Origin of the sequence: Actinoallomurus soli, from assembly GCF_024055715.1 — a bacterium.
Taxonomy (GTDB): Bacteria; Actinomycetota; Actinomycetes; order Streptosporangiales; family Streptosporangiaceae; genus Actinoallomurus; species Actinoallomurus soli.
In genome coordinates, this window is sequence record NZ_JAMXMV010000002.1 from 476110 (window position 1) to 500318 (window position 24209).

Here is a 24209-nt window from a genome sequence, read left to right on the forward strand (position 1 = left end):
AGCGCACAGGCCGAAATGCTGACTGCACGATAGCAAGCACGCAGCGTGAAACCGTACGCACGTGACCCGAATCATATGATTGAATAACGCGAGTTACTCAGCGCTCCGGGAGCATTTCCGCGAGCCCAGCGGGTCTGCTGTGCCATTTGTGACTGCTGAGGCCCGCAGCGCCGTCCCGGCCCCGGTAGGGACCGGCGATTCCGGGAAGGCAGGGCCTGAGGAGGTGAGGTCATGAGGCAGCTGAAGTTCCGGGCGCTCGTCACCATCGATCCGACCGCCGAGGAGGAATGGGACCTGCAGAGTTCCACCCGGCGGATCGTCGTACGCGCCCACCGGCACGAGCCGGAACGGATCCGGTCCTTCAACGCGATGGTCTCCACGGAGGATCAGGAGCCGCTGCGACCGGGCGACACCTACCACATGGTCACGCTGACGGTGACCGACGAAGAGGCCACGGAGTTCTTGATGCCCGGCGAGCACTTCGAGCTGTGGGAGCACCACGAGGTGGGCCACGGCGTCATCTCGCGCCGGGTCGTCATCTGAGGATCTCCGGCCCTGTCGCACATCTCCACCGGAGGCGCATTCCCCGGTGCCTGTCCACGGCAGGGTGTGGCTGGACTCCCGCGCGGGTTGAAGACTGTGCCGCATGGACGGGAAACGGCAGCTCGGAGAGTTCCTGCGGACACGCCGCGCCCGGCTGCGGCCGGAGGACGTAGGGCTGGTGTCGTACGGCGACCGGCGTCGGGTGCCGGGGTTGCGGCGCGAGGAGCTGGCGCTGCTGGCCGGGGTCAGTGCGTCGTACTACTCCAGGCTGGAGCGCGGGCACTCGCTGAACGCCTCCCTGGAGGTGCTCGACGCGATCGCCCGCGCGCTGGACCTGAACGCGGCCGAACGCCGTCACCTGCACGACCTCGCCGCCGCTCCGCGCCGCCCGGCGGCCGATCGCCGGCCCCCGCCGGAACGGGTGACGACGGCGATACGCCAGATGGTCTCCGCCCTGGCGGACGTCCCGGTCATCGTCCTCGGCCGGCGCGGTGACGTGCTGGCCTGGAACCGTACGGGACACGCGTTGTACGCCGGTCACCTGGACTGCGGAGCTCCGGAGCGGCCGGCCGAGCGCCCCAACATGCCGCGCCTGGTGTTCTGCGACGCCCACACCCGTGAGCTGTACGCGGACTGGCCCCACAAGGCCAGGGACGTCGTGGGCCACCTGCGTCTCGCGGCCGGCCGGCACCCCGACGATCCCGCACTGGCGTCGCTGATCGGTGAGCTGACGATGCGGAGCCCGGAGTTCGCCGGGATGTGGTCCGACCACAAGGTCGGCGTCTGTGACGTCGGCGTCTACGACATGCGGCATCCGCTCGTCGGCGCGATGACCGTGACCCAGCAGACCCTGCACACCGAACAGGGGCAGCGGGTCGTCGTGGCCACCGCGGAGCCCGGCTCGGCCTCCCGGCACGCCCTTGTCCTCCTGTCCCGGGCCGTCACGGCCGTCGACGACTCCCCCGACGCCGAAGACGACCGTCTGACCCGCCGCTGAGCCTCTCCGAAGCGACCGCGGCACCCCTCGCGCGGGCGCCCGTCTCCAGCGCGCCCGAAAACCTGGAAGGAACCATGACAACAAGGCTTTCGCGTGCCGTTCTGACCGCTCTGGCGGCCGGAACCGCCGCTCTGTCGGCCGTCACCGCGGCCCCGGCCTCGGCGGCCACCGCGCCCATCTCCGAGGCGAAAATCGCCGTCCACTTCGACCTGTCCAAGGGGCAGATGCCGGAGAACGTGGCCCTGGAGCCCAACGGTGCCCTCGACGTGACCTTCGCCGCCGCCCGGCAGGTCGCACGCGTCGACTCCACCGGCCGGACCCGGATTCTGGCCACCCTGCCGGCCCCGGCCGACGGCGGCGTCAGGACGCCCGTCCTCGGCTTCCCCCTGACCACCGGCATCGTACGGACTCACGACGGCACGCTGTACGTCCTGTACGCCACCGGTGGCGCCGACCTGACGGGGCTGTGGCGGCTGAGCCCGGGCGGGACGGCCCGGCGCGTCGCCGCCCTGCCCGCCGACGGCCTGCCCAACGGGCTGACCCTCGACGAGCACCGCCGGCGGTTCTTCATCACCGACTCGGTGCTCGGCAGGGTCTGGACCGTGCCGCTGACCGGCGGAACTCCCACGGTCTGGTCCGCGTCCGGCGACCTCGCCTCCACCGGCTTCCTCGGGGTGAACGGCGCCAAGATGCGCGGCGGCGCGCTGTGGGTCACCAACCTCGACCAGGGCACCCTGCTGCGGATCCCGGTCCGCGCGGACGGCGGTGCGGGCGTCCCGCGGGTCGAGGCGACGGGACTGACCGGCCTGGACGACTTCGCCTTCACCGGACGCGGCGACGAGCTCCTGGCCGCCGTCAACGGCCCGAACGAGGTCGTGCGCATCGAGCCCGGCGGCGCCGTCTCCACCGTCCTGGACGCCGATGACGGGCTGCAGAACCCGACCTCGGTGGCGGTCCGCGGCGGCAGGGTCGACGTGCTCAGCGCCTCCTACACCACCGCCACCGACCCGAACCTGCTGGTCGCCCGCCTCCGCCGCCGGTGACCGTACGGCCGGCCGTCCGCCTCACCCCGTACGCGGGCGGTCGGCCGGCCCGTTCGCGCCGGGGCCGTTGAGCCGGGCCAGCAGCGCGTTGTACGCCTGGAGGGCCGCGTCGTCGTCGTCGACGTCCGCGCTCGCCCGCAGCCGGGCCCGGTCCGCCTCGCCCGTGCCGGGCGCGGCCTCGTCTCCGGTGGCGGCGAGGGTGGCCTGCCGGACGGACTCGAAGAACCGGCCCGCCTTGGCCGCCTCCGGGGACCGGTCGGACAGCCAGCGGAGCATGACGATGATCGTCATGACGAACATCAGGCCGTCGCCGCCGATCCACATGGCGGCGCCGCCGCCGTGGATGTCGGCGAGCGGGCCCGGCCCCCAGGAGGGGTGCATCCGGGCGTAAGCGGGGAAGGGCGGTTCGGTCGCCTGGAGCAGGACGACGCCGACGATGGTGTCGGCGGACATCCCCATGAACAGGGCGAACAGCCGCAGCGGATAGGACAGCTCCCGGGGCGGCGAGTCGCGGGTCAGCAGCTGCGAGAAGTACAGGTAGCCGCCGCCGACGTACAGCACGTGCTCCAGCGCCATGAGGGCGGGCGAGCCCATCATCGCGTTCATGAAGCCCGACAGGTGCACGCCGAACAGCACCCCGGCGTAGACGACCAGCCCGGTGATCGGTGAGGTCGCGAACGCGGCGGCCTTCGACAGGCGGATCCGCTCGACGCGGTCGCGGGCGCGGCCGCGGGTGGCCGCCCGGAGCAGGCTGAGCGGGTGCCCCAGGCACAGCAGCCACGGCACGACCATGATCAGCATCAGGTGCTGGATCATGTGCACCCAGAACAGCCCGCCGTCGCCGTACACGGCGGGAGAGCCCATGACGGCCGCGACGATCACGGCCAGGCCGGCGACGAACGCCGCGGTGCGGGCGACGGGCCACGCCCGGCCGTTCCGCCGTGCCGCGAGCACCCCGGCGAGGTAGAGCCCCAGGGCCAGGGCCACCAGGACCGCGGTGATCGGCGCGAACCGCCAGGTGGTCAGCGCGCGCGCCCAGGTGAGCGGCGCCAGCATGTCGTGCATACCGGGCATGTCGTGCTTCACAGTGACTCCAAGAGGTCCTGGCCGAGGTGGCGCCCCGGCCGGCAGCCGCGCGGGACCGCGAACAGCGCGCTGGAGGTGTGCCGGATGAACCGGCTGAGGTCGTCGGCGAGCGCGAGGCGCTGCTGGATCCGGGTGAAGCCGGCCGCCGGGTCGGCCTGGAAGGCCAGGAACAGCAGGCCCGCGTCCGGGCTCCCGTCGGGCAGCACGCCGTCGAAGTAGGAGAACCCCTTGCGCAGGATGACGGCCCCGTCGTTCGTCTCCGGGGCCGCCTGCCGTACGTGCGCGCTCGCGCCGATGGCGAGGCTGCCGTCGGCGTTCTGTCTCCCCAGGTCGAGCGGGGTGAACTCCGTTCCGCCCGACAGGGGCGCCCCGGTGTCCTTGCGCCGCCCGACGATCTGCTCCTGACGGCTCCGGGTGAGGGTGTCCCACTCGTCGAGCAGCATGCGGATGCGGCGGAAGACCAGGTAGCTGCCGCCGCGCATCCACGCCGGATCACCGGACGGCCCCACGAAGATCTTCTGGTCGAACCCGGTGTCGCCCGGACGCGGGTTCCCACTGCCGTCGAGCTGGCCCATGAGGTTGCGGGGCGTGGCGTCGCGGCCGGTCACCACGCCGTCACTGGTACTGAACCCGCTCATCTGCCAGCGGACGCGCGCGGCGCCCCGGGCCAGCCGGGTGAAGGTCCGCAGGGCGTGCGCGACGACGATCGCGTCGTCGGCGGTGAACAGCACGCCGAGGTCACCGCCGCTGCGCGCCTGGTCGATCTCGTCGCGGGGGAAGGACGGCAGCGGGGCGAGCGCGGCGGGGACCGGCGCGCCGAGGTGGCGCAGCAGGGACGCCCCGAACCCGACGGTGACGGTCAGCGACGCGGGTCCGTAGCCGGTCGCCATCGCGTCGTCGCCGGGCGCGGGGCGGCCGGCGGTCAGCCGCCTCGCCGCGTCCGTCCACGCCCGCAGCAGGGAGGTCAGGCCGGCCGCGCGCAGCCCCGGCTCGACGTCGAAGGCGGCGAACCAGCCGTGCGCGGCGTACGGGGCCAGGATCCCGGCCTGGCGTGCGCCGTCGAACGGGATCCTGCGCTCGCCGCGGTCCCGTGCGGACTCCCCCGCCGCGGCCGTGGCGGCGCCCGCGCCCACGGTGGCCGCGGCGGCGGCGCCGACGAGCGAGGACATCGCGAGCAGCCCGCGACGGCTCACCGTACGGTCCGCGCCGCCGTTCCCCTGCCGCTCGGCGGAACCCGTCACGGCGAGGCCCCCGGCCGGTAGCCCACCGGCTCGACCGGCGCGTCGACGGTGATCGAGGCGGACCGGCGGAAGCGCAGCGTGAGCCGGACGTGGTCACCCTCCCGCAGCGACCGCGTCGGATGTTCGAGCATCACGTGGTACCCGCCGGGCGCGAACGTCAGCCGTCCGTGGGCGGGGACGGGGACCCGGTCGACCATCCGCATCGTCCGTCCGGTGCTCTGGTGCATCATCGCCTGGGCGGAGACGTCCGCGGTGACCCCGGTGAGCTCGTCACCCTTGTCCCCGGAGTCGCTGATGGTGAAGTACGCGGCCGCGACGTCCGGGGAGGCCGGCCGGGGCACGTACGCGCCGGTGACCTTCAGCCGGGGGCCGGTGGAGCCGGACGAGCAGGCGGCCGCCGTGACGGCCGTCAGCGCCAGCAGTCCCGCCGCGGCCCGAAGGCTCCTTGGGGCCCGCGAGACCGGCGTGGCCGGGGAACCGGCGGTCACGCGCCGCCTCCCTTGGCGGTCGCGGCCGGCATGCGGGCCAGCAGCTTGGTCAGGTCGGAGGCGTAGTCGCGGGAGGACACGCCCGCCGTCCAGAGGACGTGGGCGAGATGGTCGGTCCCGAACGGCATCACCTCCGCGCCGTGGTCGACCTCGTAGTCCGCACCGGTCCGCTTGGGCTGCTCCAGGGGGACGCCCACCGACTTCGCCGCCGCCTCGATCGTGGAGTAGTCGCCGGTCAGGCCGATGAAGGACGGGTTGAAGGAGGCCAGCCAGGAGCGGATGACCTTCGGGGTGTCGCGCCAGGGATCGGTGGTGATGAACACGACGGCGATGCGGGCGCGCTGCGCCGGGGTCATCAGCCGGAGCGCGCCGGCGAGGTCGGCCATCGTGGTCGGGCACACGTCCGGGCAGTGCGTGTAGCCGAAGTACACCAGGGTCAGCTTGCCCGCGGTGGCCCGCCGCAGGTTCACGGGCTTGCCGGAGACGCCGGTGAGGGTCAGGTCGGGCTCGTGCAGCGCGGTGCCCAGGGTCGCGGCGTGCAGGTCGGAGGGGGGTGTGGAGATCCGGACGGGAGGCGACGAATGGGCGTTCGACGCCCCGGCGCACCCGGTGGCCGCCGCGGCCAGGACGAGGGACGCGGCGATCAGGCGGGATGCCCGGATCACGGTGACGGGACGGGTACGGGCGCGGGCTGGGCGGCGCGACCGCGCGCGGCGGCGCGCGAAGGGGAAGAAGGGCATGGCAGGTCCTCGGACGGCAGGTGGGATCGACTCGTGACCACGACGGATCCGGTCCGCCGCTCGGGCGGGCCGGACGGGCGGGGTCGATCCCCGGCCTCGGCCGATGTCGGCCGCGCGTTCCGCGCCGGAGCGATCTCCGGGCCGGCGTCAACCCGCCGCGGTCACGGCGAGACGGATGGATGCACGACGCTCGTACGCGGGCGGGCCCCGGCGGACCACGGTGTGGCGCAGCGCGCCGATCTGCGGCCGGGGACGCTTCCGGCGGCCGCGGCCGGTCTTCGCTCCCCGGGGCGTGGTGGCGATCGAGACGCCTCTGAGCAGCGCGAGCACCCGCAGGGCGCGGGCGAGCAGCAGCCGGGTCATCGCGGTGAGCGCGCGCCACGCGGCCCGTTCACCGGCCGACAGCCAGACGGCGACCAGCACGCCGGCGAGGAGATGCGCGATCAGCATTCCCCAGCCGGACGTGCCGGCGTGGGGCGGGCCCGGATGTTCGAGGCCGGGGACGAGGTGGTCCGGATGCCCGACGCCGGGGACGAGGTGGTGCATGCCCGGCATGGACGTCCGCGAAGTGGCCAACCCCGGCGCCGGGCCGGCCGAGACCGCGCTGAACCACAGGTGCAGGCCGCCCTGGACGACCTCGACCGCGAGCAGGAGCCACCACACCGATCGCCGCCGGTCGGCCAGGCAGAACCCGACGCCGGTCAGCGCGGCGAACGCGCTCGGAGCGGCGTACGCGGGCACCGGCCGCGGGTGCATCAGGCCGTGCGCCGTCACGGACAGCACGACGCACACCGCGGCGAAGACCCCGGCGCGCATCAGGCGGAACCATGCTGGAGGGCGCACGACTTCACAATAACTACAAGCCGTAGTACATCGACCGCCGCCTCGCCTACGCGCCTCGTTTGTGGGAATGGTGTCGGTATGGGCAGCCCCAGTCCGCCGGGGGTGCCGTCGCGGCGGCTCCCCCCTCGGCCGGAGAGTGCCGCGCCGGCCCGAGAATTCGTGCGGTCGGCCCTCGAAGGCGTCCCACCCGATCTCGTGGAAACCGCGCAGCTGCTGACCAGCGAGCTGGTGACCAACGCGGTGATACACGCGCGGACCGAGATCGAGGTGCGGGCCTGGGCCGCTGACGGCCGGGTCCATGTGAGCATCAGTGACGAGCGGCCATGCCGCGGGCTCGTACAGCGCCAGCTCCACCCGTACGCGACCACGGGCTGGGGCCTGGTCCTGGTCGAGGCCCTGGCCGCCGGCTACGGCGTGCGGATCGAGGGGGACCGCAAGGCGGTCTGGTTCGAGCTGGTGCCCGGCGTCCCGCCACCGCGGGCATCCGCGTGGGGGGTCACGCCGCACCCCGGCCCGGCGGTGACCGTGACGCTGGTCGACCTGCCGTACGCGCTGTACTCGGCGGCGCGGCAGCACTGGGAGGCGCTCCTGCGCGAACTGTTCTTCGTCCTGTACGGCCCGGACCGGAGCGGTGTGCCGGTGCGGGCGGAGGATGTCATCATCGCGCAGGACCTGAGCAACGTGTTCGGCGGGTCCATGGCCTCCGCGGTGAAGGAGATCGCCGAGGCGGACACGATCTCCGTCTCCGTGGCGATCCCGGCGGACTCCGCCGAGGATCTCGGCACGTTCTGCGACGTGCTCGAGGACGCCGACACGGCGGCCCAGCAGGAGAGCCTGCTCACACTCCCCGCCCTTCCGCAGATCCGCGCCTTCTGGCAGTGGATCTGCGATGAGATCGCCCGCCAGATCGCCGGCGAGCACCCCGCCTCGTGGACCCTGGCCCCCGGCACGCCCAGTACCAGGCCCGTGGAACTGGCGGCGTGGGACGCCGATGATCTGCAGGCCAGTCCGGTGCCGACGATCGCGGCCGACGAAGAAGACCGGATCATCGCCGTGAACGAGCCCGTGGCCGACCTGCTGGGCTGGCACCCGGACGATCTCGTCGGGCAGCGGGTCAGCATGCTGATCCCCGAGCACCTCCGGGAGCGCCACACGGTCGCGTTCACCTCCCTGCTGCTCACGGGCCAGCCCCGCATCCTCGGCCACTCCATACCGCTTCCGGCACTGTGCCGCGACGGCCGGCTGGTCCGCGTCCGCCTCAACATCCAGATCCAGGAGTCGGCCGACGGCCGTACCGTGTTCGTCGCCCAGCTCACCCCCATGGCGGCCGGGTCCGCCACGCCACGCGTTCCCAGGGAGGGCCGGTACGCGGCGCGCCCGAGGTCCGGCGGCGGACAGGCGCCGGCCGCTCCGGACAGGACGATCGGCGAGGAGACGTACAAGGGCGCGTTGCAGCGGCTGTCCCTGCTGGCCGACACCGGGAGCGCGCTGAGCAGCACCCTGGACCTCGAAGAAGGGCTGAACCGGGCCTGCAAGGTCCTGACCCAGCGGTTGGCCGACTGGTGCGTGGTGGACCTGCTGGGCGAGCACGGCCACGTTGAGCGGACCAGCGTCGTCCACCACGATCCCAAGGCCCTGACCGCTGGGGTCTACCTGGGCCGCCTCCCGCCGGTGTCGGAGTCCGCGCACGGGTCGCTGGCCCGGGTACTGCGCGGCGCCGGCCCCCTGTTGCTCACCAACATCTCCCCGCCGGGCCGGGCGCCGAGTCCCCTGGACGCCCGCCAACTGGAGCTGTTCGCCCAACTGGGCGCGAGCAGCGCCATGATCGCCCCGTTGCGGGCCCGCCGGGAGGTCCTCGGCGCCCTGACCGTGGTCCGCACCGGCGCGGGACCACCGTTCACCGAACAGGACCTGCCCCTGATGTCCGACCTGGTCCGCGGCATCGCCCTGGGTGTGGACAGCGCCCGCCTGTACCAGAAGACCCGGCATACCGCCGAACGCCTGCAGCGCTCCCTGCTGCCCCACCTGCCGCAGATCGAGCACCTTCAGCTGGCCGCCCGCTACGCCCCCTCGAGCACCACCGCTCAGGTCGGCGGAGACTGGTACGACGCGTTCGTCCTCCCGAGCGGTGACACCGTACTGGTGATCGGTGACGTCACCGGCCACGACCTCCAGGCGGCCGTCGCCATGAGCGCGCTGCGGAACATGCTCCGCGGCATCGCCCTCGACCGCCAGCAACCGCCCGGAGACGTCCTGCGCCGTCTGGACGTGGCGTGCCAGACCCTGTACCGGCACGCCACCGCCACCTGCCTCTACGCCCTGCTCAAGGGGCCCGAGCACGGCCCGTGGCAGCTGCACCACGCCTCCGCCGGGCACCTGCCGCCCCTCCTGACCACCACCGGAGGAGACACCCGCTATCTCGAAGAGGGCGCCGGTCTCCTGATCGGCATGGACTCCGACGTACCGCGCCCGACCGCGTGCGATCGGCTGCCGGCCCACTCGACCCTGCTGCTGTTCACCGACGGCCTGATCGAACGCCGCGGCGAATCCCTCGACGACTCCCTGAACCGGCTCCGCCGGCACACCGCAACCCTGGCGCGCGCGCCCCTCGACGTCTTCTGCGACGAACTGCTCATCGGACTCGGCGCCCACAGCGCCGACGACATCGCCCTCCTCGCCGTACGCCCCGTTCCCCCGACCTGACCCGCCCGGGTTCCGCCCCGCTGCTCCTCGCACTCCTGGAGCACCTCGACGTGACGGTGGCGCAGGCGATCCTCGTCGCCGGATACTCCACGAGCCGGCGCGCGGGGCCGCTCAGGGGCGCAGGAGGGCCTTGATGGCGCGGCGTTCGTCCATGGCGCGGTACGCCTCGGCGACGGCGGCGTACCAGCCGGTGCCCATGACGTCCGACAGGGTCAGCAGGCTGGGAATCAGCTCCTGGGCGAACGCCGTGAAACGGCCGCCACGCCCCGGCATCGGTGGAGCCGGGGCACGGCGGCCTGAGGGGGGTCGCGCGGGGGATCGGCGGGCGCGCGGGGTCAGTTCGCGAGTGCGGCCCAGGTCTTGGGGCCCACCTCTCCGTCGGCGGGCAGGTGCGCGTCCTTCTGGAACGCGGTGACCGCGGCGGCCGTCACCGGGCCGTAGTAGGAGTCGACGTTCACCGGGTGCCGGTGCGCGCCGAGCCGCTGCTGGATCCAGGTGACGTGCGCGTCGTGCATCAGCGCGCCCGCGACGTACCGGTAGACCACGCCGGGGTACCGGCTCGGGTCGGAGGCGGCCAGGCCCGGCTTCACGAAGCCGTACACGTCGCTCCAGTACCTCGTGCGCGTGGCGACCTGGTCGTTCCCGGTGTTGCCCTCGATCGACTCGAACGTGGTGTGGCCCGAGTTGAGCCACTTGACGAAGAAGCCGACGTGCTCGGGCTCGCCGCTGTGGTTGAAGTCGAAGGTGACCGGGTCGCCTCGGGAGATCAGCTTTCGGTCGGTGTGCCATTTCGATCCGACGCGCTTCTTCAGGTCGGGCACATAGGCGATCTTTCCGCCGATCAGGCCGAGCGCGCCGAAGTGGTTCAGGCACCAGCAGACGAAGATCAGGCACCAGGACGCGGCGGTGTTGTCGCCGTAGTACCACTGCGTGAAGTCGTTGACGTTCTCCCGGACGCGGCCCCGTGCGGTGCCCCGCAGGGTCATCGCGTACGCGACCAGTTGCTCACCCGTGGGCGCGGTGGCGGCGTGGTGCGTGGGTTCGGCCGACGGGGGCGTCACCGGATCGACGTAGATCCTGCCGTCGTCCGGCGGGTCGGGAAGGCGAGGGGCGGCGGCGTCGCTCGGACCCGGTTGGGGAATCGGCTCGCCGGCAGGCGGCGGAAGCGACGTATCGGACATGGCTACCTCCTACGTGACTGGAATGAGGGGGAAAGTCAGATTGGTAACCGCGGTCCGCGATACCCGCTCTCCGCGGGGCCATGCCGGGAGCCGCCCGCCGCGACCGCTGACCAGGAGAATGTCGGCGCCCCCGGAAGCGGCGCCCTCGAAACGGCCAAATTCGGCCGAATCAGGCCAAGGTGGTTTTTCGCCCGTGAAGCAGGCAAATGACGGGTGACGACCGCCGCCACGAGGAGGTCCCATGTCCGTGCGCCCCCGCGGAGCGCCGGCCGTCGCGTGCGCCGCGGTCGCCGGCCGCTACCTGCGCTGAGGCGCCAGGGTCAGGGTGTGAGCGGCCTCGCGGCGGATCACCGCCGGGTCGGACCGCATCGGGATCGTGTCGCCGCGCGCCCACAGCGGCGCCTGGTCCCAGTAGTGGCCCGCGAACGCGTGGCCCGAGGCGCCGGTGAGGTTGATCCAGCGGGAGCGGTCCAGGTCGGCGAGGTCGGCGATCATCCGCATCGACGGCACCCAGTCCACCTGGTACCCCTCCTGCGGGTTCCAGCCGGTCGCGTCGACGAGCGAGTCACCGCCGGACAGATTCAGCGGCCCGCGGTTGAACAGCCACTCGACCGGGCCGATCCCGGACGTGCCGAACGTCTGGTTGGTGATCGTGAGGGTGTGCAGGTCGCCCCAGCGCCACTTCTTCGGGTCGCCGCCGAGCCGCTTGCGCAGTTCCCGCTCGGCGTCCTTGACCGCGAGCCGGAGGATGTCGTCGCGGGTCTCCTTCGCGGGCGTGCGGACGTCGTCCCACCAGGGGTCGTCCGGGCGGTTCAGGAGGTTCCGCAGGACCTCGAACCAGCGGTCGCCGCCGTCGGGGCGCGCCCCGTCGGGCAGTTCGTCGTCGAACGTCCGCAGCAGCAGGTGCCGGTAGACGGCGTTGTAGAAGGCCGCCGGCGCCGAGCCTGCGGGCTGGGTGAAGTCCCAGCCGCGCAGCAGTGCGACGGCGGGACCGGAGCCGACGCGCAGCAGGTGCGGCACGAGCGTCGGCGCGAACCCGTTGCGGTCGTCCATCTGGATGCGCGCCATCGTCGCCGCGTCCATCCTCGGCGTCCGCGCGACCAGTTCGGCGATGCGCGCGGCGCGGTAGCCGTAGGTCCAGTCGCGGGTCAGCATCCGCGGATAGCCGGGCCCGACGGCGGCGTTGTTGGCCGTGACGAGGTAGCCCTGCGGCGGGTCGTACGCGCTGGGCAGCTCGTCGAACGGGATGTAGCCCGTCCACTCCTCCCTGCCGGTCCAGCCCTGGGCGGGCCAGCGCCCGTCGCCGCTCGACCGGATCGGGATGCGGCCGGGCGCCTGGTAGCCGATGTGCCCGTCGACGTCGGCGTAGACGAGGTTCTGCGCGGGGACCTCGAAGGACCGGGCGGCGGCACGGAACTGCGCCCAGTTCCCGGCGGTGTCCAGCGACACGATCGCGTCGGCGGTCCGGCCCGGGTCCAGCGCGGTCCAGCGCAGCGCGACCGCGGTGCCGTTCCCCGCCGTGCGGACCGTGTCCATCACGTCGGACAGCAGCGGACCGTGCCGCGTCGCCCGTACGGTCAGGGTCACGGCTCTGCCGCCGGCCACCTTGATCTGCTCGGTGCGGACCTGGAGCGGCTCCCGGCGGCCTTTGTACTCGTACGTCGAGCCGGTGACCCGCTCCAGGTACAGGTCGGTGACGTCCGGGCCGAGGTTCGTGAACCCCCAGGCGATCCGGGCGTTGTGCCCGATGATCACGCCGGGGACGCCGGAGAAGGTGAACCCGGTGACGTCGAACGGGCAGGCCGCGGACACGCTCCGGCAGTGCAGGCCGGCCTGATACCACAGCGACGGCATCTGCGGCGCGAGGTGCGGGTCGTTGGCGAGCAGCGGCTTGCCGGTGTTCGTCCGCGCGCCGGACACGACCCAGGAGTTGGAGCCCAGGCCCGGGGCGCCGTTGCCCATCATCGTCGGCATCGCGTGGACGGCGGCGGCCACGCGGGTCAGCGCGGGCGACAGCGCGCGGGCGCGCGGCGCCGTGCCCGTACGGCCGCCGGAATGCCCGTCGCCGGGGACGATCACCGGGTTCCGGTCGTACGGGTAGCCGGGGTAGAGCTGGTCGACGCGGGCCGGGGAGACCTTGGTGGCGGCGATCGCGCGGCCCAGTTCCTCGTCCATGTTGCTGCGCAGGTCCCACGCCATCGCCTTCAGCCAGGACAGCGAGTCCACGGCCGTCCACGGCTCGGGCCGGTAGCCGGTCCGCTGCAGGCCCAGCACGGAGTACTCCAGGCTCTGCGTGGCGGTGTTCCGGTGCCGGGCCAGCCAGGCGTTCACGCCCTGGGCGTACGCGTCGAGGTAGCGGCGGGTCTCGGGGCGCAGCAGCGGCAGCTCCTGCTCGGCGACGCGCCGCCAGCCGAGCGTGCGGACGACCTTGTCGGTGTCGAGGGTGGTCGTGCCGAACAGCTCCGACAGCCGCCCGGCCGTGATGTGCCGCCGGAAGTCCATCTCCCAGAACCGGTCCTGCGCGTGAACGTAGCCCTGCGCCCGCATCAGGTCCTCGGCGCTGTCGGCGTAGATCTGCGGGACGCCCCACCGGTCGCGGAGCACGGTGACGTCCGCGCCGAGCCCGGGGACCGTGATCCGCCCGTCGACCTGCGGGTACGAGCGCCGTACGGTCCACCACCCGTACAGCCCGAGCACGAGCGTCAGCGCCACCAGAACGGCCAGGACGCGCACCGCCCAGCGGGCCGTTCGCGGCAGCCGGGCCAACGGCGCGAACCGGACCATCGACCCTCCTGACCCAGGAACCGGGATGATCGCGTCAGTAAACCATTCGCCTCGGCCCACCGAACAGGGTTCCGGCCGGGTCCTCGCCGCACGGCGAAGCCCGGCCGGAGTGAGGCGCGCCTACTGGCCGTAGTCGGGGTAGCCGTAGCCGACGACCTCGCTGGTGTCCCGGGTCCGGACCTTCACGGCGTCGTCGGTGTTGCCCTCCACGGTCTGGATCGTGCCGTCGCCGTTGTCCTTGATGACCAGACCGACGTGATCGATGCTGTCGATGTCCTTGCCGCCGCTCCAGGAGAAGAACACCACCGCGCCCGGCTTGGGGGTCGTGCCCCAGCGGCCCTGCGCCTGGAACCACGCGGCATGCGCGGGGGCGAAGGCGTCGCCGCCGATGCCCTGGACGCCGGCCTGGACACCGACCCAGGTGACGAACATGTCGCACCAGTTCGCATCGGCGTAGTCGCCGACCGATCCGCCGTCGCGCTGCACGCCCCGCTGGGCCCACGGGGAGGCGGCGAACCACCGGCTGTACTTCGTGCTGCCGTCGTCGTCCTCGCTGGTGCCGACCTGGGCGAGGGCGATCTTCAGCGCGTCGGTGGCGGTGACCGGCAGCCGGCGCTCGGCCATGACCTTCGACTTGGGATCGGCCTTGGGCTTGGGATCGGCCTTGGGCTTGGGATCGCCCTTGGGCTTGGGCTTGGCGTCCAGTCCCCTGCCGGGGATGGGCACCTGCGTCACCTGGTGCGCCTGCGCGGCCGGCCTGGCGGCGCGCGCGGGCAGGGAGGACGCCTCGGCGGGCCCGGCGGCGGCCACGAGGACCGCGGCCGCGCCGGCCGCCGTGAGGCCCGACAGGACCGCGGCGAAGCGTGCTCCGGAACGTTGGGGTCGAGGAACAGCGGACACGGGGTACTCCTTGCTTCCATGCCGCTTACCGGGTTAGCTGACGGGTTCGGGCGTGGAAGCTGCCCTACGGCATGGGGGATGCCGATTCACCCCGGGAATGCGTTGGGTCCCCGGCTCCGCGTGATGCGGATTAAGCGGTCGCCCGTATATGGGCGATTTTTGAGAGACTTCCGATTGGTCGCAGTCGCCGCGGCGACGGTGGATCAGCGGAAGGGCATGATCATGGTTCCACTCCCTTGCCGTTCTCGCGTGCGCACCCGGTGGATGCTCGGCGAAAGCGACGCAGCTCGCTGGTGAACCGGCTGGTCGGACGCGGGCTCGGGCTCGGGCAGGCGTCTTGTGAACGCGCTATCGCCTGGGTCGGGCGGGCCGGCCATGGCCGACGGGTATGGGGTGACGCGTGGGGGGCGCCGAAAGAGTGATTGGAACTTAGCAGGACAAAACGCCCGCTTAAACAGCGAGTTTACGTGATGTGGGTCACTCGGCGCATGCGAGGCAAGGGATCGCCATTACAGGAGTCGACTACCGAGCAATTATGAGTCTTTTGTTACTGCAGTTACTGATGTGACGACGGCCGATCGCCGCCATGTGAGGACCATCGCCTCTGGCCCGGTTCCGCATTCGGAGGGAGCGTGGGAGCGAGGGGGGGTGGAGTCATGGGCTTCGACCATCGGACCGACGACTGTCCACGGGAGGAGAAGGTCGAGATCCAGGCCGGACCGGTCCGGCTGGCCGGCGACCTGGCCGTCCCCGACGAGGGTCTCGGGCTCGTCATGTTCGCCCACGGCAGCGGCAGCAGCCGCGCGAGCCCGCGCAACCGGTTCGTGGCCACCGCGCTCAACCAGGTGGGGCTCGGAACTCTGCTGTTCGACCTGCTCACCCCGGCGGAGGAGGCCGACCGCGCCAACGTCTTCGACATCGAGCTGCTGGCCCGGCGCCTGGTCGACACCACCGCCTGGCTGCGCGAGCGCCCCGAGGCGAGCGGACTGCGCGTCGGCTACTTCGGTGCCAGCACCGGGGCCGCCGCCGCACTGTGCGCCGCCGCCGAGCCCGAGGCGGACGTCGCCGCGGTCGTCTCCCGTGGCGGCCGGCCGGACCTCGCCGCGTCCCGCCTCCGCCACGTGACCGCGCCCACGCTGCTGATCGTCGGGAGCCGGGACGAGGTCGTCATCGAGCTGAACCGCCAGGCCCAGGCCCTCATGCGCTGCGAGAGCCGGCTCACCATCGTCCCCGGCGCCACGCACCTGTTCGAGGAACCGGGGACCCTGGAGACGGTCGCTCAGCTGGCACGGGAGTGGTTCCTCGACCACCTCGCGCCGATCGGGCAACGATCGCGTGGTACCTGAGCGGCAGCGACCGAGGGCCGGGGCCTGGTGATTCCGGACGTCACGGTCGTCGCCGTCACCAGCCGCCCATGGACTGGCGGACGACGCAGGCTCTCCACCTCTTGACGCAGATGGCCGACTGGGTGTTGGCCCGGCCACCCACGGTGGTGTTGCCGATCTGCTGGAAGCCGCGGTTGACCGAAGGGCTGAGCACGACGGAGGTCCGGTTGAACCTTCCGTTCCCGGCGCGGATGGCGAAACGCTTGATCTTGCCGTCGCCGCCTCCGCCGCCGAACGGGCCGCCGCGCCCGATGGCCGGGGCCTTCACGGCGAGAGCGCTCGGGGACGCGACGACCACCAGAACCCCACTCATCAGGGCGGCGAAAACGAGCGCTCGCCCCTTGCCGACCGCGTCCTCACCCGAACCGCCATTCCGGCGGCGCATCGTTGGCGGCATATCCGAACCCCTTATTGCGGCGTTTCTTCGCCCGCGGCTCCGCGAACTTTTCGGGACGTCCGCGTGCATACCCCGCTTCCGGCTTGATCCTGTCCTCCGGTGCCGATGCGACCGGAAGATTACCCGCGCTTGTCAACGACCATGCCGTTGCCGACCCCGGGCACCGAGAGCCTTCCCCGCGCCTTCCGGGCTACGCCTGGTCGGCGCCCTGCCCGATGGCGGACCGGGGGCCGCGATCCGATCTCGGCAAGGAAAAGCTAAGCGTCATTCAAATATCGCTCATCTCGACAGATATCGGTTGACTTCGCGAGTGCCGTGATGTGCCCTTAAATGGGACATAGCGCCATGAACGTCCCAAATGACGCGTGCGACTCCGGCATCGTCGCGCGCGAGCCGAACCGAAGGAGGTATCTTCCATGGGTATTTCGCGCCGGATGGGAGTAACGGTCGCAGGCCTGGCCTTCGCAGGAGCGACCATGGCCACGCTCGGCACGGCCGGATCGGCGAGCGCGCAGACGGCCACGATCGCGGCACCGCAGTCCATCGCCACGTACGGCGGTGGTGGCGGTTACGCGCACCGGCGTTCGCTCGTACGCAAGCACCTGCGGACCGGGAATTTCTCCTACTCCTACTACAAGCGGACCTCGGACACGAGCTGGTACTACTGGTACGGCGGCTGCGGCGGATGCGGCTGGTTCTGACGTCCTGAGCGGCGGACCGCCGAACCCACCGGTCTCGTCCTGACGACCCGCCCCGGACCTCCGGGGCGGGTCTCCGGCGGACGGCCCCCGAGCGGAGGTACAGCCAGCACTACTCCGGGACTACCGCCTGCGGTATCGATCCGTCACCCCGCCCGTACGTAACGTCATCGCCATGAGCGATCAACGTTTCCGCAAGGGCCGGCGTCTCACCGCCATCGTCGCGCTGGGCTGCCTCGGCGCCCTCCTCGCACCGAGCAGCGCGCTCGCGGCCCGCACCACCCGGACCGGCGACGCCGTCCAGCAGCACCTGAACCAGCTCGTGCGCGACGACGAATTCCCCGCCGCCCTGGCCACCGTACGGGACCGGGACGGGCGCTTCCACGACTACACCGCGGGCGTCGGCGACCTGAAGACCGGGACCAGGGTGCCGGCCGACGGGTACGTCCGCATCGGCAGCAACACCAAGACCTTCACCGCCGTCGTCGTCCTGCAGCTGGTCGGCGAGGGCAAGATCCGCCTCGACGCGCCGATCGAGACCTACCTGCCGAACCTCATCCGCGGCGACGGCATCGACGGCCGCCACATCACCGTGCGGCAGTTGCTCCAGCACACCAGCGGCCTGCCCAACTACACGAGCATGCTGGCGAACGGCCTCCTGCCGTACCTGCACCGGTACTTCGAGCCGCGTGAACTGCTCGACCTCGCCCTCGCCCAGAAGGCCGACTTCGCGCCCGGCACGAAGTGGGAGTACAGCAACACCAACTACGCCGTCGCCGGGCTACTCGTCGAGAAGGTCACCGGCCGCCCGATCAGCGAGGAGATCACCCGTCGGGTGATCGACCGCATCGGGCTGCGGCACACCTACTTCCCCGGCGTCGGCGACCAGACGATCCGCGAACCGCATCCCCACGGCTACCACCACGACGACCCGAAGGCGCCACTGACCGACGTCACCGTGATGGACCCGTCCTTCGGCTGGGCGGCCGGTGAGCTGATCTCCACACCGAGCGACGTCGACCGTTTCTTCACCGCGCTCCTCGCCGGACGGCTGCTCGCCCCGGCGCAGCTGAAGGAGATGCGCACGACCGTCCCCGCACCCAGCCTCGGCACGGGGGTGCGGTACGGCCTCGGCCTGACGAGCACCCCACTGAGCTGCGGCGGCCTCGTCTGGGGCCACGGCGGCGACATCGACGGATTCTCGACGACCAACGGCGCCACCGACGACGGCCGCGCCGCGACCATCGCGGTCACCGAACTGCTCTCCAACGAGACCCAGCTCGGCCACGTCACCTCGGCCCTCGACACCGCCCTCTGCCGCTGACCGCTCCCCCACGCCCGTCGCGGAGGGGCGTTCACCGCAGCCGTGTAGGCAACGTTGCCTATCTTGCGGCGACCGGCGCGACACGCCCCTCCCCAAGGACGATCCTTGATGTACGGCCGCTTCTGACAAGCGGCTTGACGCGCGGTCTCGGTGAAGGGCCCCGGCCGGCCACGGCCGCGCCGCGGGATTTTTCAGAAGAAGGGCATGTCGCTCATGACGTTCACCGGTGCGGTCCAGTACGCGATGGACCTGATCGGCATCTTCGCCTTCGCCCTGTCCGGTGCCTTCCTCGCGGTGCGCAAGGACTTCGACGTCTTCGGGACGATCATCCTCGCCGAGGTGGCTGGCCTGGGCGGCGGACTGTTCCGCGACCTCGTCCTGGGGGTCAAGCCCGTCGCCTTCACCGACCCCGGCTACTACTCGGCTCCCGTCGTCGCGGCGCTGATCGTCTTCTTCAGCTCCCGGATCCACCGGCACGCGCGGCTGTCGGAAGTCTTCGACAGGTGTGACATGGCGGCCCTCGCTCTGTTCGGCGTCACCGGCACGGTCAAGTCCCTCAGCCACGGCTTCGGCACCGTCCCGGCCGTCACGCTCGGCCTCGCCAGCGCCGTGGGCGGTGGCGTGCTCAGCAGCGTGCTGGCGATCGAGGTCCCGGCGCTGTTCCAGTGGACGCGCGACCTCTACCTCCTGCCCGCTCTGACGGGCGCGGTGCTGGTGGCCCTCTTCCGGTTCGCCGGCATCCTGAACGGAGGGACCGCCATGGCCGCCGCCGTCTGCGCCATCGGGCTGCGGCTGATCTCCATGTACTTCGGCTGGCACACGCCGCGCGCATACGTCTGGCGCAATCCGTTCGCGGGGATGCGCCAGCAGCCCGTGCCCGCCGCCCGCCCGCCGTTCGACGGCGGGGGCGGCGTCGACGGCCTCGACGGCCCGCCGTACGGGACGCCGGACGCGGAGTACACGGTCATGTTCCCCCGGCTGGACGGCCCGGATCCGCGGTGATCGGGCCTACTGCTCCCGTTCCTCCGGCGCCGCCGTGTCCAGGGCGGCGCCGGCCTGGTCGGCGAGGGTGACGGCGACCAGACGCGCCTGAAGTGACGGCCGCTCCCCCGGCACGGGGCTGAGCATGAACCGGCCCTGGAACCGGCCGTTGCCGAAGGCCCGCAGCTCGACGTCCTCCTCCGGCCAGCCGCGCCGCTCCACCTCCCATCGGCGGCGGCCGACGGTCAGGCTGCCGTCCTGCTCCATCCGCGGCGGATGGCCGAGCAGCGAGCCGTACTCGAACCGGCAGGCCCGCAGGTGCAGCAGGTCGCCGAGCTCCTCCCGCACGTGGTCGACGACCGCGTCGGCGGAGGTCGCGCCCTGCGCCAGCCGGGCGGTGTCGTGGATGCGGGCGAGGTACGCGGCGTCGGTGACGGCGATCACCTTGAGCCGCCGGGCGCGGGCGGCCAGCTGGGAGACCGCGAGGCCGACCGCGAGCAGCAGCACGGCGGTCTGGACGTCGGCGGCCCGGTGGATGAGGAGGCTCTGATACGGCCGGGTGAGGAAGAAGTCGAACCACGCGGCGGCCGACAGGGCCGCGAGCGCGCCGGCGGGCCGGTTGCCGAGAGCCGCGACCGCCACGACGACCACGACGAGGATCAGCGCCAGGTTCGTGCTCGACAGGCTGCTCCGGAACGGCAGCAGGACGAGCGCGACCAGCAGCGGACCGGCCAGCGCGGCCGCCACCGCGACGGCGTCCCGGCGCCGGTGTCCCCTCATGGCGTACCTCCCCTGACGAGAAGTACCCCGCACGTCACCGGTGACCGCCGGACGGCCTGAAGGAGTGTCCGTCATTCGGTTATCCGCGCCCGGTAAAGGAGCCAAGAGTGGCGCTATTCACACGCTTGGTAATTGGCGTGTGTTGCATTACTCACATGAGTGGTTGATGGCTCATCTATTTCCCGTACCGTCCGATTGTCCGGCCGAAGAAGAGTTCCAGGCGACGGGCAGGCGGTCGACGCCGTACACCGCCGAGCGCTCGCGGGTCGGCACCTCGGCCGCCGGGACGGCCAGGCGCAGGTCCGGGAAGCGGCCGAACAGCGCGGTCAGCGCGATGCGCAGCTCGGCCCGCGCGAGGTGCTGCCCGAGACACTGGTGGGCCCCGTGGCCGAAGGCGAGGTGCCCGGTGGCGGAGCGGCCCAGGTCGAGGGCGTCCGGGTCGGCGAACCGCGCGGGGTCGCGGTTGGCGACCGGCAGCGCGAGCACGACCGTCTCACCGGCCGCGATGACCTGGCCGTCGATCTCGACGTCGGCGAGCGCGGTCCGCCGTACGTCGAACTGCAGGATCGACAGGTACCGCAGCAACTCCTCGACCGCGCGCTCGGCGGTGACGGCGTCCGCGAGCGGGCGCGCCCGCTCGGTCGCGTCCGTGAGCAGCAGGAACGCGCCCAGGGAGAGCATGCTCGACGTCGGCAGGTGGCCGGTGGCCAGCAGCACCATGCCGAGGTTGGTGAGCTCATCGTCGGTCAGGTCGCCGGTGACCACGGCGTGCGCCAGCAGGCCGTCGCCGGCCGCCGGGCCCGCGCCGGCGCGCAGTCGCGCGATGAGGCCGCGCACCGTCCCGGTGATCGACATGACCGCCTCGACCGCCCGCTCCGGGGCGGAGTCCAGGTCGTTCATCACCGCGGTGGCCGCTTGGATCGCGTGCCGGTCCTCCGGGGGGACGCCCAGGAGTTCGCAGATGACCAGGGCCGGGATCGGCACGGCGAACGCGGTGACGAGGTCGGCGGGCGACCCGCCGTCCGCCATCGCGTCGAGGGCCTGGTCGGTGTGCGCCCGGATCGCCGGCGTCAGCTCCGCGACGCGCCGGGGCCCGAAGTGGGCGCTCAGCAGGCGGCGGTAGCGGGTGTGCTCGGGCGGGTCCATGTGCGGGAAGATGCCCGGTTCCGCCGGGGTCGGCCGCTCGTGCGCTCGTTCGCGGCCGACCGGCTGGTGCAGCAGCTCACGCCGGGTGCTGAAGCGCGGATCGGCGAGGATGGTCCGGGTCACGGCGTACCCGGTGGCGACCCAGCCGAGGTGCCCGTCCGGGTAGGCCAGCCGGCTGAGCGGGGGACGCCGCCGCAGCTCGACGGGCGGGTCGAAGGGGGTGGGCCGATCGGTCTCCAGCGGACGAGCCGCCCGGCCGTCGGTCATCCGATCACCTCCCGCCCGGTCCCGGACCGCGACCGGCCCGGTGCATGATCATCATGCGCCGCCGATTATGCATGACAAGTCCCAAAAAACACACCACTAGTCATTTCTGGACCGTCCGATTAGCATCGGCGCTGACCGAACGGACACATCTGTCAAACACGCTGGGCGAACGGACCGTCGCGAATGTCGCCGGTCCGTGATCGGCGACCCCGCGTCTCCTCCATCAGGCTCACTGCTATCCCGTATAGAGGTGTTAATGGCGGTTCGGCATGCTCAGGTGGCGGTTGTCGGCGGTGGACCGGTGGGGCTCATGCTCGCCTGCGAGGTGGCCCTGCACGACGTACCGGTGGTCGTCCTCGAACGGCTGCCCGCGATCGAATGGCGCCCGAAGGCCGAGGGGATCACCGGCCGGGCCGTCGACATCATGGACCGTCGCGGCCTGATGCTCGGGGTGACCGAGACCCCCATCACGCCGCCGACGCCCGAGCAACGCGCCCGCGTCGCGGCCGGTGAGCGGCGGCCGGACAGCCTGCTGCCCAAGGAGTTCCCCGGCGCGCGGCACTTCGCCAGCATGTTCCTGCTCCGCCCCGAGTCGCCGGACCTGCTGGTGCCCCAGCAGCTGCTGGAGGAGGACCTGGCCCGGCGCGCGGCGGAGCTGGGCGTCGAGGTGCGCCGCGGCCACACGGTCACCGGGTTCGCCCAGGACGACGACGGCGTACGCCTCGACGTCGAGGGGCCCGACGGGCCGTACGCGCTGGAGGCGGAGTGGCTGGCCGGCTGCGACGGCGGCCGCAGCACGATCCGGAAGCTGTCCGGCATCGCGTTCCCGGGCACGGACGGCGTCACGACCGGGTACCGCGCCTTCGCCGACATCGACGACCCCGACTTCCACCTGCCCGGATGGTTCCGCAAGGACGCCGGGCTGCTGGTGTACGAAGAGGGGCCGCCCCGGTTCATCACGCTGGAGTTCGACGGGCCGCCGGTGAACCGGGACGCGCCGATCACGCTGGAGGAGTTCCAGGGCTCGCTGCGCCGGCTCAGCGGCACCAAGGTGACGGTCACCGGGATCTCGAAGATCACCCGGTTCACCGACAACGCGCGGCAGGCGGAGACCTACCGCAGCGGCCGGGTCCTGCTCGTGGGCGACGCCGCGCACGTCCATTCGCATTGGAGCGGTCCAGGGCTGCGGCTCGGGCTGGGCGACGCCGTCAACGTCGGCTGGAAGCTCGCCGCCGTCGCCCGCGGCCGGTGCGACGAGAGCCTGCTCGACACCTACACCTCCGAGCGGCACCCGATCGGCGAGCAGACCCTGGAGATCCAGCGTGCCTCGATCGCGCTGATGCGGCCCGGCCCGCACGTCGACGCGCTGCGCCGGCTGCTCCGGGAGCTCCTGCTCCGCGACGAGGCGAACCGCCAGCTCACCGCCCTCGTCGACGACCTGCACATCTCCTACGACATGGGCGACCCGGCCCTGAGGAGCCCCCTGGTCGGCCGGTACAGCCCGGACCTGCACCTGCGGCGCGCCGACGGCACCGTACGGGTCGCGGAGCTGCAGCGGAACGGCCGCGCCCTGCTGCTCGACCTGCGCGCCGACCCGGAACTGCGCGCCCTCGCCGCCCCCTGGTCCGACCAGGTGGATGTGGTGACCGCCGAGTGCGACGACGCCCCGGCGGACGCCCTGCTGATCCGGCCGGACGGCTTCGTCGCCTGGAGCACGCCCGCCGACCCGGTCTCGCTGGCCGGCGCCCTCGCCCGGTGGTTCGGCCCGCCCCCCGCGACCGCCTGAGCCGGAATCCCCTGAGAACGACGACCGCCACCGCGCCATCGGAGGCCGTAGTGAGTGAATCCAGGCTGACCACGCTGCCCGCGTCGACCCCGGTCGACGCCGTGGTCGAGGTGGTCGACCGCGACGGAGCAGTGATCGTCGAGGACTTCCTCGACGCCGAGACGCTCCGCGGGCTGTGGGCCGACCTCGGCCCGGACCTCCAACGCCAGGCGGACGGCGACGGACGCCTGGTCGGCGAGAAGACCCGGATCCTCCCCGGCCTGGTCCGCCGGTCCGCGCACTCGATGACGATCATGCGGCAGCCGCACTTCCTCGGCCTCGCGCGGCACTTCCTGCAGCGCCCGGTCAAGGCGTGGCTCGGCGAGCAGCGCGTGGAGTTCGTCCCGACGATCCAGCTCGGCATCTCCCGGGCGATCCAGACCTGGCCGGGCGTCCCGATCCAGGCCCTGCACCGGGACGACACCGCCCACCTGCGTACGCACCCGGGCCCGGAGAGCCGGGTCCAGGTCATGGTCGCCGCGAGCGACTTCAGCGCGCGGACGGGCGCGACCCGCGTGATCCCCGGCAGCCACCGGTGGGACGACGAGCGGGCGCCCCGCGACGAGGAGGCGGTGCCCGCCGCGATGCGGACCGGCTCCGCGCTGCTGTGGCTCGGCAGCACGTACCACGGCGCCGGCGTCAACTCCTCCGACGGGCCCCGCACCGGCCTGTCGTACGCCTACGACCTCGGCAACCTCCGCCAGGAGGAGAACCAGTACCTGTCCGTGCCGCTGGACGTGGTCCGCGGCTATCCCGAGGACATCCAGCGGCTCCTCGGCTACGAGGCGTGCCCGCCGATGTGCGGGCTCCACGAGCTGAGCGACCCGATGCTCCTGCTCCGACGCTGAGAGGAGGGA

General features: G+C 72.3%; 22 protein-coding genes and 1 riboswitch. Of the genes, 10 read left to right on the plus strand and 12 right to left on the minus strand.

Translation table 11 applies throughout. From position 1 onward, the window contains the following. Window positions 1-231: 231 nt before the first annotated feature. The 3 genes from NDW01_RS08195 (at window position 232) to NDW01_RS08205 (ending at window position 2583) form a co-directional block, all read left to right on the plus strand. Window positions 232-543 carry a hypothetical protein gene (locus NDW01_RS08195; RefSeq protein WP_252818367.1) on the plus strand — a complete coding sequence of 104 codons (312 nt, stop codon included), beginning with the start codon at window positions 232-234 and terminating at the stop codon, window positions 541-543. A 103-nt stretch (window positions 544-646) separates the two neighbouring features. Next, window positions 647-1540 (plus strand): helix-turn-helix domain-containing protein, encoded by an 894-nt coding sequence (locus NDW01_RS08200; protein ID WP_252818370.1) that lies wholly within the window; start codon window positions 647-649, stop codon window positions 1538-1540. A gap of 74 nt (window positions 1541-1614) precedes the next feature. Beyond that, window positions 1615-2583, plus strand: a complete 969-nt coding sequence (locus NDW01_RS08205; RefSeq protein ID WP_252818372.1) for an SMP-30/gluconolactonase/LRE family protein — start codon at window positions 1615-1617, stop codon at window positions 2581-2583. A 21-nt stretch (window positions 2584-2604) separates the two neighbouring features. Here NDW01_RS08205 and NDW01_RS08210 read toward each other — a convergent pair whose 3' ends face one another. The 5 genes from NDW01_RS08210 to NDW01_RS08230 all read right to left on the minus strand — a co-directional run bounded on the left by NDW01_RS08210 (window position 2605) and on the right by NDW01_RS08230 (window position 6981). Next, window positions 2605-3669 carry a cytochrome c oxidase assembly protein gene (locus NDW01_RS08210; protein WP_252818375.1) on the minus strand — a complete coding sequence of 355 codons (1065 nt, stop codon included), beginning with the start codon at window positions 3667-3669 and terminating at the stop codon, window positions 2605-2607. Then, the gene (locus NDW01_RS08215; RefSeq protein WP_252818377.1) at window positions 3666-4910 is read right to left on the minus strand and encodes a Dyp-type peroxidase; all 1245 of its coding nucleotides are present in this window, start codon (window positions 4908-4910) and stop codon (window positions 3666-3668) included. The genes NDW01_RS08210 and NDW01_RS08215 overlap by 4 nt, the downstream gene beginning before the upstream one ends. Continuing rightward, window positions 4907-5398 (minus strand): copper chaperone PCu(A)C, encoded by a 492-nt coding sequence (locus tag NDW01_RS08220; RefSeq protein WP_252818379.1) that lies wholly within the window; start codon window positions 5396-5398, stop codon window positions 4907-4909. The genes NDW01_RS08215 and NDW01_RS08220 overlap by 4 nt, the downstream gene beginning before the upstream one ends. Continuing rightward, window positions 5395-6138, minus strand: coding sequence for an SCO family protein (locus NDW01_RS08225; protein ID WP_252818382.1), 744 nt, complete (start codon window positions 6136-6138; stop codon window positions 5395-5397). The genes NDW01_RS08220 and NDW01_RS08225 overlap by 4 nt, the downstream gene beginning before the upstream one ends. Window positions 6139-6285: 147 nt before the next feature. Continuing rightward, complete coding sequence (locus NDW01_RS08230; protein WP_252818384.1) at window positions 6286-6981, minus strand: hypothetical protein; 696 nt, start codon at window positions 6979-6981, stop codon at window positions 6286-6288. A gap of 78 nt (window positions 6982-7059) precedes the next feature. Between NDW01_RS08230 and NDW01_RS08235 the strand changes: the two genes are divergently transcribed. After that, window positions 7060-9684, plus strand: a complete 2625-nt coding sequence (locus NDW01_RS08235; RefSeq protein WP_252818386.1) for a SpoIIE family protein phosphatase — start codon at window positions 7060-7062, stop codon at window positions 9682-9684. A 111-nt stretch (window positions 9685-9795) separates the two neighbouring features. Here NDW01_RS08235 and NDW01_RS08240 read toward each other — a convergent pair whose 3' ends face one another. The 4 genes from NDW01_RS08240 to NDW01_RS08255 form a co-directional block, all read right to left on the minus strand. Then, the gene (locus tag NDW01_RS08240) at window positions 9796-9957 is read right to left on the minus strand and encodes a hypothetical protein (RefSeq protein WP_252818389.1); all 162 of its coding nucleotides are present in this window, start codon (window positions 9955-9957) and stop codon (window positions 9796-9798) included. A gap of 62 nt (window positions 9958-10019) precedes the next feature. Beyond that, entirely contained in the window at window positions 10020-10865 is an 846-nt protein-coding gene (locus NDW01_RS08245; RefSeq protein WP_252818392.1) for a peptidoglycan-binding domain-containing protein, read from the minus strand. Between the two features lie 297 nt (window positions 10866-11162). After that, window positions 11163-13649 (minus strand): penicillin acylase family protein, encoded by a 2487-nt coding sequence (locus NDW01_RS08250; RefSeq protein WP_252818393.1) that lies wholly within the window; start codon window positions 13647-13649, stop codon window positions 11163-11165. A 120-nt stretch (window positions 13650-13769) separates the two neighbouring features. Then, window positions 13770-14549, minus strand: coding sequence for a CHAP domain-containing protein (locus NDW01_RS08255; RefSeq protein ID WP_252818395.1), 780 nt, complete (start codon window positions 14547-14549; stop codon window positions 13770-13772). A gap of 7 nt (window positions 14550-14556) precedes the next feature. Beyond that, window positions 14557-14696: riboswitch (cyclic di-AMP (ydaO/yuaA leader) on the minus strand. Window positions 14697-15205: 509 nt separating this feature from the next. Between NDW01_RS08255 and NDW01_RS08260 the strand changes: the two genes are divergently transcribed. After that, window positions 15206-15895 (plus strand): dienelactone hydrolase family protein, encoded by a 690-nt coding sequence (locus tag NDW01_RS08260; protein ID WP_252818397.1) that lies wholly within the window; start codon window positions 15206-15208, stop codon window positions 15893-15895. A 55-nt stretch (window positions 15896-15950) separates the two neighbouring features. Here NDW01_RS08260 and NDW01_RS08265 read toward each other — a convergent pair whose 3' ends face one another. Next, window positions 15951-16319 carry a hypothetical protein gene (locus NDW01_RS08265; RefSeq protein ID WP_252818399.1) on the minus strand — a complete coding sequence of 123 codons (369 nt, stop codon included), beginning with the start codon at window positions 16317-16319 and terminating at the stop codon, window positions 15951-15953. Window positions 16320-16747: 428 nt separating this feature from the next. Here NDW01_RS08265 and NDW01_RS08270 point away from each other — a divergent pair, with 428 nt between their 5' ends. The 3 genes from NDW01_RS08270 to NDW01_RS08280 all read left to right on the plus strand — a co-directional run bounded on the left by NDW01_RS08270 (window position 16748) and on the right by NDW01_RS08280 (window position 19355). Further along, on the plus strand, window positions 16748-17032 hold the full coding sequence (locus NDW01_RS08270) for a hypothetical protein (protein ID WP_252818401.1): 285 nt from the start codon (window positions 16748-16750) through the stop codon (window positions 17030-17032). 172 nt (window positions 17033-17204) lie between these two features. Further along, window positions 17205-18353 (plus strand): serine hydrolase domain-containing protein, encoded by a 1149-nt coding sequence (locus NDW01_RS08275; protein ID WP_252818404.1) that lies wholly within the window; start codon window positions 17205-17207, stop codon window positions 18351-18353. A gap of 204 nt (window positions 18354-18557) precedes the next feature. After that, window positions 18558-19355: a trimeric intracellular cation channel family protein gene (locus NDW01_RS08280; protein WP_252818406.1), complete on the plus strand. Its 798-nt coding sequence runs from the start codon at window positions 18558-18560 to the stop codon at window positions 19353-19355. Between the two features lie 6 nt (window positions 19356-19361). On the opposite strand, the gene NDW01_RS08285 is transcribed toward NDW01_RS08280, so the two are convergent. Together NDW01_RS08285 and NDW01_RS08290 are read right to left on the minus strand one after the other, a co-directional pair. Continuing rightward, window positions 19362-20114, minus strand: a complete 753-nt coding sequence (locus tag NDW01_RS08285) for a DUF4118 domain-containing protein (protein ID WP_252818408.1) — start codon at window positions 20112-20114, stop codon at window positions 19362-19364. 171 nt (window positions 20115-20285) lie between these two features. Next, the gene (locus NDW01_RS08290; RefSeq protein WP_252818411.1) at window positions 20286-21527 is read right to left on the minus strand and encodes a cytochrome P450; all 1242 of its coding nucleotides are present in this window, start codon (window positions 21525-21527) and stop codon (window positions 20286-20288) included. 256 nt (window positions 21528-21783) lie between these two features. Between NDW01_RS08290 and NDW01_RS08295 the strand changes: the two genes are divergently transcribed. Both NDW01_RS08295 and NDW01_RS08300 read left to right on the plus strand, forming a co-directional pair. Continuing rightward, complete coding sequence (locus NDW01_RS08295) at window positions 21784-23313, plus strand: FAD-dependent monooxygenase (protein WP_256511087.1); 1530 nt, start codon at window positions 21784-21786, stop codon at window positions 23311-23313. Window positions 23314-23363: 50 nt separating this feature from the next. Then, entirely contained in the window at window positions 23364-24200 is an 837-nt protein-coding gene (locus tag NDW01_RS08300) for a phytanoyl-CoA dioxygenase family protein (protein WP_252818413.1), read from the plus strand. Window positions 24201-24209: the final 9 nt, after the last annotated feature.

Excerpts from the sequence above, each read along its gene's own strand:
- NDW01_RS08235 (WP_252818386.1), top strand. The coding sequence starts at position 7,060 with ATGGGCAGCCCCAGTCCGCCGGGGGTGCCGTCGCGGCGGCTCCCCCCT.
- NDW01_RS08240 (WP_252818389.1), bottom strand. The coding sequence starts at position 9,957 with ATGCCGGGGCGTGGCGGCCGTTTCACGGCGTTCGCCCAGGAGCTGATT.
- NDW01_RS08295 (WP_256511087.1), top strand. The coding sequence starts at position 21,784 with ATGGCGGTTCGGCATGCTCAGGTGGCGGTTGTCGGCGGTGGACCGGTG.
- NDW01_RS08195 (WP_252818367.1), top strand. The coding sequence starts at position 232 with ATGAGGCAGCTGAAGTTCCGGGCGCTCGTCACCATCGATCCGACCGCC.
- NDW01_RS08275 (WP_252818404.1), top strand. The coding sequence starts at position 17,205 with ATGAGCGATCAACGTTTCCGCAAGGGCCGGCGTCTCACCGCCATCGTC.
- NDW01_RS08250 (WP_252818393.1), bottom strand. The coding sequence starts at position 13,649 with ATGGTCCGGTTCGCGCCGTTGGCCCGGCTGCCGCGAACGGCCCGCTGG.
- NDW01_RS08225 (WP_252818382.1), bottom strand. The coding sequence starts at position 6,138 with ATGCCCTTCTTCCCCTTCGCGCGCCGCCGCGCGCGGTCGCGCCGCCCA.
- NDW01_RS08270 (WP_252818401.1), top strand. The coding sequence starts at position 16,748 with ATGGGTATTTCGCGCCGGATGGGAGTAACGGTCGCAGGCCTGGCCTTC.
- NDW01_RS08205 (WP_252818372.1), top strand. The coding sequence starts at position 1,615 with ATGACAACAAGGCTTTCGCGTGCCGTTCTGACCGCTCTGGCGGCCGGA.
- NDW01_RS08260 (WP_252818397.1), top strand. The coding sequence starts at position 15,206 with ATGGGCTTCGACCATCGGACCGACGACTGTCCACGGGAGGAGAAGGTC.
- NDW01_RS08280 (WP_252818406.1), top strand. The coding sequence starts at position 18,558 with ATGTCGCTCATGACGTTCACCGGTGCGGTCCAGTACGCGATGGACCTG.
- NDW01_RS08290 (WP_252818411.1), bottom strand. The coding sequence starts at position 21,527 with ATGACCGACGGCCGGGCGGCTCGTCCGCTGGAGACCGATCGGCCCACC.
- NDW01_RS08265 (WP_252818399.1), bottom strand. The coding sequence starts at position 16,319 with ATGCGCCGCCGGAATGGCGGTTCGGGTGAGGACGCGGTCGGCAAGGGG.
- NDW01_RS08200 (WP_252818370.1), top strand. The coding sequence starts at position 647 with ATGGACGGGAAACGGCAGCTCGGAGAGTTCCTGCGGACACGCCGCGCC.
- NDW01_RS08285 (WP_252818408.1), bottom strand. The coding sequence starts at position 20,114 with ATGAGGGGACACCGGCGCCGGGACGCCGTCGCGGTGGCGGCCGCGCTG.
- NDW01_RS08245 (WP_252818392.1), bottom strand. The coding sequence starts at position 10,865 with ATGTCCGATACGTCGCTTCCGCCGCCTGCCGGCGAGCCGATTCCCCAA.